Consider the following 11,113-nt stretch of genomic DNA (forward strand, 5'->3'; position numbering starts at 1 on the left):
AGCCGAAGCCGAAGCCGAAGCCGAAGCCGAAGCCGAAGCCGAAGCCGAAGCCGAAGCCGCTATCAGTGTGGATTTAGCGGAGAGGTTTGCTGCAAGCCCCTTTCAGGCGCGGGCCACACAACGGCAAATCCCCTGGGGCTGGGCAGGCCTGTCGCTGCTGGCCGGCTTGCTGCTGGCTGCCCAGTACGCCTTTTTCTACTCCGATGAGCTGGGCCGCAACCCCGACTATCGCCCCTGGGTGGCACGTTACTGCGCGATAACGGGCTGCACCGTACCCGTCCTCCGGGATATTTCAAAAATCACCAGCGAGCAGTTGCTGGTGTACAGCAAACCGGAGACGCCGGGCGCACTGACCGTGGACGCCGTGATCGTCAACCGCGCCGCCTTTGCCCAGCCCTTCCCGGATCTGCAGCTGTCCTTCGAGAACCTGCAGGGCGAAATCATCGCGCAGCGCCGCTTCAGGCCCGGCGAGTACCTGGACGGAGCCCTGCGCGATACCTTAATGATGCCCCCCAACCAGCCGGTGCGCCTGACGCTGCTGCTGGTTGACCCCGGTCAAACTGCCGTCAGTTACTCCCTGTTCATTCGGGAATAACCTTTTTCCATAGCCAAAGTGCGGGTATTATAGCCACCCCCCTTTCCCGGCACCGCTCATCGAGGCTTTCCACCTTGGTTACCATTGGCAATCATGTTCTGGCTACCCGGACTATACTGGCCCCCATGGCCGGGGTGACCGATCGGCCCTTTCGCCAGTTGTGTAAACAATTGGGCGCCGGCATGGCGGTATCGGAAATGATCACCTCCGATACCCGCCTGTGGCACAGCCAGAAAAGCCAGCAGCGCCTACCCCACCAGGATGAGCCCTCACCCAGATCGGTGCAGATCGCCGGCAGCATTCCCGGCATGATGGCTGAGGCGGCACGCCAGAATGTGGCGCTGGGCGCGGAAATTATCGACATCAATATGGGCTGTCCGGCCAAGAAGGTGTGCAAGCGCGCCGCCGGCTCGGCACTGTTACAGGACGAAGCGCTGGTGGCGGAGATTCTCCAGTCGGTGGTCGCGGCCGTCGCGGTGCCCGTCACCCTGAAGATCCGCACCGGCTGGGACCCGCAACAGCGCAATGCCGTCCGCATCGCCCGGCTGGCCGAAGATTGCGGCATTCGCGCCCTGGCCGTGCACGGCCGCACCCGCGCCTGCCGCTTTAACGGCCGCGCCGAGTACGACACTATCGCCGCAGTGGTGGATGCTGTCAGTATCCCGGTGTTCGCCAATGGCGATATCTGCACCCCCCAGCAGGCCCGGGATGTCCTCGATTACACCGGCGCGGCCGCCGTGATGATTGGCCGCGCTGCTCAAGGCAATCCCTGGCTGTTCAGGGAAATCAATCACTTTCTGGAAAAGGGAACCCTGATCGAACCGCCGTCGACAACAGAGCTAATTGGCACCATTGCCAGCCATATACATGCCATCCATCAACATTATGGCGACTATGTCGGCACACGGATTGCCCGCAAGCACGTTGGCTGGTACGTTGGCAATCTGCCGAGCGGTGAGATATTTCGGAACTACTTCAATCAGCTGGACACTCCCAGCCAACAATTAAAAAGCCTGAACCACTTTCTCACGGGACAAGAAGAATGGGAAACAGCCGCATGAGCGCCATAGATACATTTACTATTCAGGCGGAAATGAACGCCGAACCGGTGGACATGGGCCACCACCACGAATCACTGCACGAGTGTGTAGCCCATGCGCTGCAACAGTACTTTCTCAACCTGGATGGACAACCCGCCAACGACCTTTATCAACTGGTGCTCAGCGAAGTGGAGGCCCCCCTGCTGGAAGCGGTACTGGCCTACACCCGCAACAACCAGAGCAAGTCTGCGGAGATGCTCGGCTTGAACCGCGGCACCCTGCGCAAAAAACTCAAACAATACAACCTGTTATAAGAATACTGAGGACACCATGAGCGAACTGCGTCAAGTTACCCGCGCCCTGATCAGCGTTTCCGATAAAACCGGCATTGTGGAATTTGCCCGCGCCCTGACTGACCAGGGCGTCGAATTGCTATCCACCGGCGGCACTCACCGCCTGCTGCAGGACAACGGTATCCCGGTCCGCGAAGTATCCGACTACACCGGCTTTCCGGAAATGATGGACGGCCGCGTCAAGACCCTGCACCCCAAGGTCCACGGCGGCATTCTCGGTCGCCGCGGCACCGATGATGCCGTGATGGCGGAACACGGCATTCTCGGCATCGACATGGTGGTGGTCAATCTCTACCCCTTTGCGGCCACCGTAGCCGATCCCAACTGCGATTTGCCCACCGCCATTGAAAATATCGATATCGGCGGCCCCACCATGGTTCGCTCCGCCGCCAAGAACCACAAGGATGTCGCCATTGTGGTCAACGCCGGCGACTACCGTGCGGTGCTGGAGGAGATGAAAGCCAACGGCGGTCAGCTCAGCTACAACACCCGCTACGGCCTGATGGTGAAGGCCTTTGAGCACACCGCCGCCTACGACGGCATGATCGCCAACCACTTTGGCGCCCGCAACACCAGCAATGAAAAACGCGACTTCGCCGATACCTTCAATATGCAGTTCCTGAAAAGCCAGGACATGCGCTACGGCGAAAACCCGCACCAGAAAGCCGCCTTCTATGTGGAAGCCGAGCCGGTCGAGGCCTCGGTGGCTACAGCCAAACAACTGCAGGGCAAGGAGCTGTCCTACAACAACGTGGCGGACACTGACGCCGCGCTGGAATGCGTAAAATCGTTCACCAAGCCGGCCTGTGTGATCGTCAAACACGCCAACCCCTGCGGTGTGGCCGTGGTGCCGGACGCCGAGGGCGGCATCCGCAAAGCCTACGATCTGGCCTTCGCCACCGACAGTGAGTCCGCTTTCGGCGGCATCATCGCCATCAACCGCGAACTGGATGCAGCTACCGCTCAGGCCATTGTCGATCGGCAGTTTGTGGAAGTGATCATTGCCCCCAAAGTCAGCGCCGAAGCCACCGCCATCGTCGAGGCCAAGAAAAATGTGCGCCTGCTGGAAAGCGGCGAATGGCCAGCCCAGCGCACTGCCGGTCTCGACTTCAAACGGGTCAACGGCGGCCTGCTGGTGCAGGATCGCGACAACGGCATGATTGGCGAAGCCGACCTCAAAGTGGTGACCAAACGGGCGCCCACCGAAGCGGAAATGCACGATCTGATCTTTGCCTGGAAAGTGGCCAAATTCGTCAAATCCAACGCCATCGTCTACGCCAAGAACCGCCAAACCGTGGGCGTCGGCGCCGGCCAGATGAGCCGTATCAACTCCGCGCGCATCGCCGCCATCAAGGCGGAACACGCCGGCCTGGAAGTGGAAGGCGCGGTGATGGCCTCCGATGCCTTCTTCCCGTTCCGCGACGGTATTGATAACGCCGCCGGTGTCGGCATCAAGGCCATCATCCAGCCGGGCGGCTCGATCCGCGACGAAGAGGTGATTGCCGCCGCCGACGAGGCGGGCATCGCCATGGTGTTTACCGGCATGCGCCATTTCCGTCATTGATCACCGCACGCAACGGGGCTTAGTCCCCGCTGTTACTACTTTGATTTTGCGGCGATTGTGCCTTGCCGGTACAATCGCCGCTTTCATTTCAGGCAAGAGAATTACCCATGAATATTCTGGTGATCGGCTCCGGCGGACGGGAACACGCACTGGCGTGGAAAGCGGCTCAGGGCGAAGGGGTTGAAACCGTCTTCGTGGCGCCGGGCAATGCCGGCACGGCGCTGGAACCCGGCGTCCAGAATGTCGCCATCGACGTCGGCGACTTTCCTGCACTGGCGGATTTTGCCGAGCAGCATCAGGTTGGCCTGACTATCGTCGGCCCCGAACAGCCACTGGTGGACGGCGTGGTGGATTTCTTCGCCGCCCGCGGCCTGCGCGCCTTCGGCCCATCCAAAGGTGCCGCACAGCTGGAGGGCTCCAAGGCCTTCACCAAGGACTTTCTGGCGCGCCACAACATCCCCACTGCCGAATACCAGAATTTCACCGAGATCGAACCGGCACTGGCCTACCTGCGCGAAAAGGGCGCACCCATTGTGGTGAAAGCCGACGGCCTGGCAGCGGGCAAGGGCGTGATTGTCGCGATGACCCTTGAAGAAGCGGAAAATGCGGTGCGCGATATGCTGGCGGGCAATGCCTTCGGCGAGGCCGGCCACCGGGTGGTGATCGAGGAATTCCTGGCCGGCGAGGAAGCCAGCTTTATTGTCGTTGTGGACGGCGAACACATTCTGCCCATGGCCACCTCCCAGGACCACAAGGCCCGGGACGACGGCGACAAGGGCCCCAACACCGGCGGCATGGGGGCCTACTCCCCGGCACCGGTGGTCACCCCGGCCATTCACCAGCGCATCATGGCCGAGGTGATTCGCCCCACGGTGGACGGCATGGCCGCCGAGGGCAACAGTTACACCGGCTTTCTGTATGCCGGGCTGATGATCATGGCCGATGGCACCCCCAAGGTGATCGAATACAACTGCCGCTTTGGCGACCCGGAAACCCAGCCGATCATGATGCGCCTGCAATCGGACCTGGTGGCCCTGTGCAATGCCGCACTGGACAAGACCCTCGACCAGTGCCAGGTCAACTGGGACGAGAGGGCCGCATTGGGCGTGGTACTGGCCGCCGGCGGCTATCCCGACGACTACCGCAAGGGCGATGTGATTTCCGGGCTGCCCAGCGAGGCGCTGGCAGACCGCAAGGTATTCCACGCCGGCAGCAAGGAAATTGATGGACAGGTCACCACCAACGGCGGCCGCGTGCTCTGTGCCGTGGGACTGGGCGATAGCGTAGGCGAAGCCCAACAGCGCGCCTACGAGCTGACCCGGCAGATTTCCTGGGACGGCGTCTACTACCGCAGCGACATCGGCTACCGGGCGGTGGCGCGGGAACGGGGCGACAACTAGCGCTTGGCACCTTAATGCCCACAAAAAAGCCCGGTGACAAACCGGGCTTTTTTATCTGTGTGAAGGTTAGACCCGCACCAGGTTGCGCTCCTCGGCCCAATGGCGCAACTGCGCCAGCTGTTCCGCCATCACCAGGGACAGCGGCGCGGTCTTCGCCAGCTCTCCCAGCAGCAGCGGGTGATTGACGGTCTCCTGTTGCGCCAGGGCACTGTACAGTGCCGACACCACCGCCTGTTCTATTTCGGCACCGGTAAAACCCTCGGCCGCTGCGGCCAACTCCGCCAGATTGAAGCCGTCCAATGCCAACTGGCGCTTTTCCAGGTGAATGGCAAAAATGGCCGTGCGGGTTTCAGCATCGGGCAGATCCACAAAAAACAGCTCGTCGAGGCGACCCTTGCGGATCAGTTCGGGGGGCAACCGGGCGACGTCGTTGGCGGTGGCCACCACAAACACCGGCGCCCGATTTTCCGCCAACCAGGTGAGCAGTGTCCCCAGCACCCGCTGGGCGGTACCGGAATCCGAACTGTCACCGGAAATGCCCTTTTCGATCTCATCGATCCACAGCACACAGGCGGACATTTTCTCCGCCAGCGCCAGGGATTCCCGCAGGTTGCGCTCGGTCTCACCGTGGAACTTGTTGTACAGGGCACCCATATCCACCCGCAATAACGGCACGCCCCACAAGCCGGCCACGGCCTTGGCGGCCAGGCTCTTGCCGCCGCCCTGCACTCCCAGCAACAGGATGCCCCGTGGGTTCTCGATACCCGGCGCCAGCGCCTCACCGGCAAATACGCCGCGGCGCATTGCCAACCAGGACTTGAGGTTATCCATGCCGCCGACCGCGGCAAACTTTTCGGTATCGTACTCGTAGCTGAGCACCCCCTCGAAGTCCATCAGCTGGAATTTGGCCCGGTTGACCTCCGGCAGGTCCGACTCGGTAATTGCCCCGTCATCGACGATGGCGCCGCGCACCAGCTGGCGCACTTCCCCCTGGGTCAGCCCCTTCAGATTGGCCACCAGCATCTGCAAGGTGGCGTTGTCGGTTTTCACCTTGCGGCCGCCATTGCCCTGGGCCCACAGCTTCGCTTCCTCGCGAATCAGGCTGACGATCTGCTCGTCGCTGGGCAGCGACAAACTGAATCGCGCCGCCAGCCGGGACAACTCCGGCGGCAGCTGCAGTCGGTGACTGAGCAGGATGACAGTGCACTGACCGCCGCTGTTGCGCAGGGCAATGTCTTTCAGTAGGCGGATCAGCTTCGCCTCATCCTGCAACCAGGGGTGAAAATCACAGAGCACGTACAGGCCCGGTTCGGCCCGCTCTTTCAAAAAGCTCAGCACGGCTTCCGGCTCCGCGTGCTGGCAGTTACCCGCCAACTGCAAACCGAAATCGGCCCGTCGCAGGCCGTCGGTCACGGTCCACTGGAACAGCGGTTTGCCGCGCTGCCGCGCCACCCGCAACAACAGGTCGATCACCCGACCCTCCTCGTGGCTCTCCAGTACAATCAGCGGCACCCGGCCCTCAATAATCAACCCCAGATCATGTGCATCCTGCATCGACTACGCTTCCTTCTGTTCGCTATGCCGCAACCAAACCTCAATGCCCTGGGCGTTGAGCTCAATATCCATTCTCAACTCCTCGGCAATCGCCGACACATTCGCCTCCGGCCATTGACGTCGGACACGCTCACAAATCATCTCATTCAGCTGGCTGGCAATCTGCCGTTCGCGGTCATCACTGTGCTCGAGGGCCAGCGCCATTTGACTCCAGGCGCGAATCTGCTCCCGCAGGGTTTGCACATACCCTGCGGGTTGCTCCAGCACAGAGTAATGGGTCAGATACATGCGCTGCGGATCGTAACTCATCAACAATTCCAGAGAGTCGAGCAACTTGTCCGGGTTGAACTGCACCGGTGTGGTGGTGGGCAGAATCAACCGCTCGCCGCCCAATTCCTCTAAGCGATAGGACAGGCCGAAGGTATCGCCGCTGAACCACCCCTTGGTCGCCGCATCCCACACACAAAAGTGATGCTCCGCATGTCCCGGGGTATGGCGAATTTCCAGGGTGCGCCCACCGAGCTGCAGCAGTGTCCCGTCCCCTGCGGACAAAATCCGCGCCTCCGGCACGGGGACCAGCTCGCCGTACAAGCTGGCGTAGACTTCCTCGCCGTAAACGGCTATCACCCCTTCAATCAGGCGTGCGGGATTCACCATATGTCGCACGCCGCGGGGATGCACCACCAGAGTGGCATTCTCGCAACGCTGCATCAGCAGGCCGGCACCACCGGCGTGATCCAGATGTACATGTGTGGGCACCACATAGCGGACAGCCTCCAGCGATAGTCCCAGATTCCCCAATGCAGAGGCTATCGCTTCCACGGTATGTGCGGTACCGGTTTCGATGATAGCCACCTCGGACCCTTCGACCACCAGATAGCAGCAGGCCAATCCCTCCTTGAGATACCGGGCATCCAGGCAGTAGATCCCCTGCCCCACTTGTTCGACCGCCGCACCTTTCATCACCACCCCCTGTCTGAGCTCCAATTTTGCTACAATAACGCCCCCGGTAACCAGTTGGCCATTAGACAAATGAACGCCAGACGACTCTCACTCTTTGACGGCTTGCTGTTGCAAGTGGATCGCGCCCTGCGCACGCTGGTAGCTGATGCCCCCACTCCCGACCGCCTGTCTCCGGCCACAGCCTCCACCGAGCAGGCCCTCAGTGACGATGAAAAAAATCATGCCGCCGGGCTGATGCGGGTCAATCATTCCGGTGAGGTCTGCGCCCAGGCGCTCTATCAGGGGCAGGCCCTGACGGCCAGGTTGCACTCGGTTCGCGAGGATATGGAACAGGCCGCAGATGAAGAGATTGACCACCTGGCCTGGTGTGAAGAGCGAGTCAAGCAGCTCGGCAGTCACACCAGCCTACTGAACCCACTGTGGTACTGCCTGTCTTTTGGCATCGGCGCCAGCGCCGGGCTGATCAGCGACAAACTGAGCCTGGGATTTGTTTCGGCGACGGAAGAGCAGGTCTGCAAACACCTGCAAAGCCACCTGCAAAAGCTGCCGCCGCAGGATGACAAGAGCCGCGCCATTGTCGAGCAGATGCTGGAGGACGAGTCCAGACATGCCCACGCGGCCCTGGCGGCCGGCGGACTCAGATTTCCCGGCCCGGTGAAAACCCTGATGAGCCTGGTATCCAGGGCGATGACCGAGACCAGCTACCGTCTTTAGGGTGCCACACTGCTAGCGCCCGCGCGCCGCCTGTTTCGCCTTTTCCCTGATGTCGTGCACAATGCCGACAATCTGCTCTTTCACCCATTGGTGCACCGGTGACTTGATGGTCCTGGCGTGCTGTACCAGCACCACCGGCACGGTGTTATCGAACTCCAGTTCCTCCGGGTAGGGTTTGCGCACAATACCGTAGCTCTCCCCTTCCATTTTCAGGTCGTGCATGGTCGCCATCATCAGGCAGTCCGTCTGCCACAGGGCATCCATGGCGGTCATCAACTGGGTCGTCACCAGGGTTTTCTTGCGCTTTAGGCCGTGCTTGGCCAACTCCCGGTCAAAACGGCTTTCCACCGAGGCAGAGACCTCGCCGGAGAGCAGCAGGTAATACTGGATAAAGGGATACTCGAGCATCTCCCGCAGGGTCAGCTTGTCCTTGCCGGCCAGGGGATGTCCCGCGCGCATCCAGACCGCCGGGGTAAAGCTGCCCAATGGGGTGACATGAAACTCACTGCCGTAGGGTCGGGCAATTTCAATGGCAAAATCCAGGTGGCCGTCTTCCAGTGAGCGCGCCTCTTCCCCGACCTCACTGGTGAGCGTCAACGACATGAATGGCGCCTCATTGATGATTCTGCGGGTCAGCGTCGGGATAACCTGAACCGCGATAAACTCGGCCGTCATAATGCGCATCTCACCGGCATAGGTGAGCGGATCAAACTTTCCCTGCACCACCAGCTGGGAGACCCCGGTCAACACAGCCGGCAGCAGTGAGGACAATTCGGCGGCCCTCGGTGTCGGAATCAAGCCGCGACCACTGCGAATGAACAGCGGATCATCGAACAGTTCCCGCAGGCGCTGCAGGGTCTTGCTCATGGCCGGCTGCGTAATATAGAGGCGCTCCGCAGCCCGGGTCACACTCTGCTCCTCAATGAGCACCTGCAAGGCGACCAGCAGATTGAGGTCCATACGGGCCAGTAGTTTTGTGTCCACAAAAAATTACCCAAGATTATGACAAATATTATATTAATACATTTGAGTAATGCTTTGTCGACACCTATATTTTCAATCGAAGCAACGCGGTTCGAAGTACTAAATTCACAGGGTCTACCCCCCACCCTCTCACCGTTTGGGTAACCAGTGTTTTTGAACCGGTCAGATCAGCGGCTAAATGAAGTGAGTTACCTGTTTATCCGCCGATCGCGCTTCAATCTCTTACTCCCTCTATATCTTTTTTAAGGCAGCATTGGCTGCCTTTTTTTTCGGCGCCGTCACAAAATAAACCAAAGTTATATTCAGAATAAAAACAATGCATTTTATTTATGCCGAGATTGCCCCTATAGTCGCAACCATAGTTTGTAGATAAGCCTTTTTGATCACCACTTGTTTGGATCGATTCGATTATCTGCCAATGTTTATTTCCTCCTAGTTGACATTTTCTACCCCCTCTTAACATCCTTCTGGGCAGCGCAAGCTGCCCATTTTTTTGTGCTCGAAAACGGGGGCCAGGGGGGAATGTCAGGGATGGGCTCAGGATGACTGAGACCGCGCCGGGCTACTCGGCCGACTGAATGTCGTAACTGTGGGATATCTCGACGCCGCCGCGGGACAGCATGATAGAGGCGGAGCAATACTTTTCAGCAGACAGCTTGACCGCATTGGCCACCATATTTTCTTTCAGTCCCCGGCCGGTGACGACGAAATGGAGGTGAATCTTGGTGAAAACCGCGGGGACTTCATCGGCGCGCTCGGCGTCAATTTCAGCGACGCAACTGACCACGTCCTGGCGGCTTTTCTTGAGGATATGCACCACATCAAAGGCAGAACAGCCACCCATGCCACTCAGGACGACCTCCATCGGCCGGGCACCCTGATTTGTGCCACCGTGATCGGGCGGACCATCCATCAGTATCTGGTGCCCAGTTTCTGTCTCTGCAATGAATTTGGCGTCTCCGCCCCAGGAAACCTTGGTTTTCATGATGGCCTCAAGCTGAAAATGTCGAGAGCCTAACATAATTGCTGCGCTGTTACTCTTAGAATTGGCGGTCCGATACTGTATGCCCGGCACTTGAGGAATAATGCCCATGGAAAATCCCAACTTGGCCAACAGAGAGTTTGTGCCCATAATGGGTTCTCTTTTTCAGAAAGAACACAAGAGGGAGGACCCCGAGTTGGCAGCGGCACCCATTACCCCCCATATTCCCAATGCGGAAGCGTTTCTGGCCCATTGTCACCGCCGCAAATATCCGGCGAAAAGCACCATTATCTACGCCGGCGACGAGGGCGACACACTGTCCTACATCATTAAAGGTTCCGTCACGGTACTGATTGAGGACGACGACGGCCGTGAAATGATCGTCGCCTACCTCAATGAGGGTGACTTCTTTGGCGAAATGGGATTGTTCAAACAGCGCGATCGCAGCGCCTGGATTCGCGCCAAAACCGAGTGTGAAGTGGGCGAAATCAGTTACAGCAAGTTTCAGGAAATCTCCAGGGAGTACCCCGAGTTTCTCTTCGCCATCGGTGTGCAAATGGCCAAGCGCCTGCGCGATACCACGCGCAAGGTCGGCGACCTCGCCTTCCTCGATGTCACCGGTCGCGTCGCCCGCACCCTGCTGGACCTGTGCAGGGAGCCGGACGCCATGACCCACCCCGACGGCATGCAAATCAAAATTACCCGCCAGGAAATCGGCCGCATTGTCGGCTGCTCCCGGGAGATGGTGGGCCGGGTATTGAAGACCCTGGAAGACCAGGGCCTGGTCTCCGTGAAGGGCAAGACCATGGTGGTGTTCGGCACCCGCTAAGCCTCAGCAACCTCGACCAAAAAGGCCTCTCGAGAGCACTGCTGTCCCACAGTTGAAAGTCATAAGGCGAACCTCATTTGAGGTTCGCCTTTTTTCTGTCTCGGTGGGTCGGGGCACAGGAGCTCTTTTAAGGCT

11 protein-coding genes are annotated in these 11,113 nt (G+C 59.6%); 7 read left to right on the plus strand and 4 right to left on the minus strand.

The window, feature by feature from the left end; genetic code table 11:
* The 5 genes from ABY948_RS07695 to purD form a co-directional block, all read left to right on the plus strand.
* Positions 1 to 595, plus strand: a 595-nt coding sequence (locus tag ABY948_RS07695) for a DUF3426 domain-containing protein (protein WP_461481944.1), incomplete at its 5' end; no start/stop codon positions are given.
* 74 nt (positions 596 to 669) lie between these two features.
* The gene (dusB, locus tag ABY948_RS07700) at positions 670 to 1,656 is read left to right on the plus strand and encodes a tRNA dihydrouridine synthase DusB (RefSeq protein ID WP_461481945.1); all 987 of its coding nucleotides are present in this window, start codon (positions 670 to 672) and stop codon (positions 1,654 to 1,656) included.
* Positions 1,657 to 1,688: 32 nt separating this feature from the next.
* Positions 1,689 to 1,949, plus strand: coding sequence for a DNA-binding transcriptional regulator Fis (fis, locus tag ABY948_RS07705; protein ID WP_461481952.1), 261 nt, complete (start codon positions 1,689 to 1,691; stop codon positions 1,947 to 1,949).
* Positions 1,950 to 1,965: 16 nt separating this feature from the next.
* Complete coding sequence (purH, locus tag ABY948_RS07710) at positions 1,966 to 3,552, plus strand: bifunctional phosphoribosylaminoimidazolecarboxamide formyltransferase/IMP cyclohydrolase (RefSeq protein WP_461481946.1); 1,587 nt, start codon at positions 1,966 to 1,968, stop codon at positions 3,550 to 3,552.
* A gap of 107 nt (positions 3,553 to 3,659) precedes the next feature.
* The gene (gene purD / locus ABY948_RS07715; protein ID WP_461481947.1) at positions 3,660 to 4,952 is read left to right on the plus strand and encodes a phosphoribosylamine--glycine ligase; all 1,293 of its coding nucleotides are present in this window, start codon (positions 3,660 to 3,662) and stop codon (positions 4,950 to 4,952) included.
* 66 nt (positions 4,953 to 5,018) lie between these two features.
* Here purD and ABY948_RS07720 read toward each other — a convergent pair whose 3' ends face one another.
* Entirely contained in the window at positions 5,019 to 6,506 is a 1,488-nt protein-coding gene (locus ABY948_RS07720; protein ID WP_461481948.1) for an AAA family ATPase, read from the minus strand.
* Positions 6,507 to 6,509: 3 nt separating this feature from the next.
* Positions 6,510 to 7,493 carry an MBL fold metallo-hydrolase gene (locus ABY948_RS07725; protein WP_461481949.1) on the minus strand — a complete coding sequence of 328 codons (984 nt, stop codon included), beginning with the start codon at positions 7,491 to 7,493 and terminating at the stop codon, positions 6,510 to 6,512.
* Between the two features lie 45 nt (positions 7,494 to 7,538).
* Here ABY948_RS07725 and coq7 point away from each other — a divergent pair, with 45 nt between their 5' ends.
* Complete coding sequence (coq7, locus tag ABY948_RS07730; RefSeq protein WP_461481953.1) at positions 7,539 to 8,183, plus strand: 2-polyprenyl-3-methyl-6-methoxy-1,4-benzoquinone monooxygenase; 645 nt, start codon at positions 7,539 to 7,541, stop codon at positions 8,181 to 8,183.
* A gap of 12 nt (positions 8,184 to 8,195) precedes the next feature.
* Here coq7 and ABY948_RS07735 read toward each other — a convergent pair whose 3' ends face one another.
* Positions 8,196 to 9,167: a LysR family transcriptional regulator gene (locus ABY948_RS07735; protein ID WP_461481950.1), complete on the minus strand. Its 972-nt coding sequence runs from the start codon at positions 9,165 to 9,167 to the stop codon at positions 8,196 to 8,198.
* Between the two features lie 562 nt (positions 9,168 to 9,729).
* Complete coding sequence (locus ABY948_RS07740) at positions 9,730 to 10,152, minus strand: OsmC family protein (protein ID WP_461481951.1); 423 nt, start codon at positions 10,150 to 10,152, stop codon at positions 9,730 to 9,732.
* A 148-nt stretch (positions 10,153 to 10,300) separates the two neighbouring features.
* On the opposite strand from ABY948_RS07740, the gene crp reads away from it, so the two are divergent.
* Complete coding sequence (gene crp, locus ABY948_RS07745; RefSeq protein ID WP_461481954.1) at positions 10,301 to 10,978, plus strand: cAMP-activated global transcriptional regulator CRP; 678 nt, start codon at positions 10,301 to 10,303, stop codon at positions 10,976 to 10,978.
* The last annotated feature ends 135 nt before the right edge of the window (positions 10,979 to 11,113 follow it).

This window comes from Porticoccus sp. (assembly GCF_041592135.1).
Classification (GTDB): Bacteria; Pseudomonadota; Gammaproteobacteria; order Pseudomonadales; family Porticoccaceae; genus Porticoccus.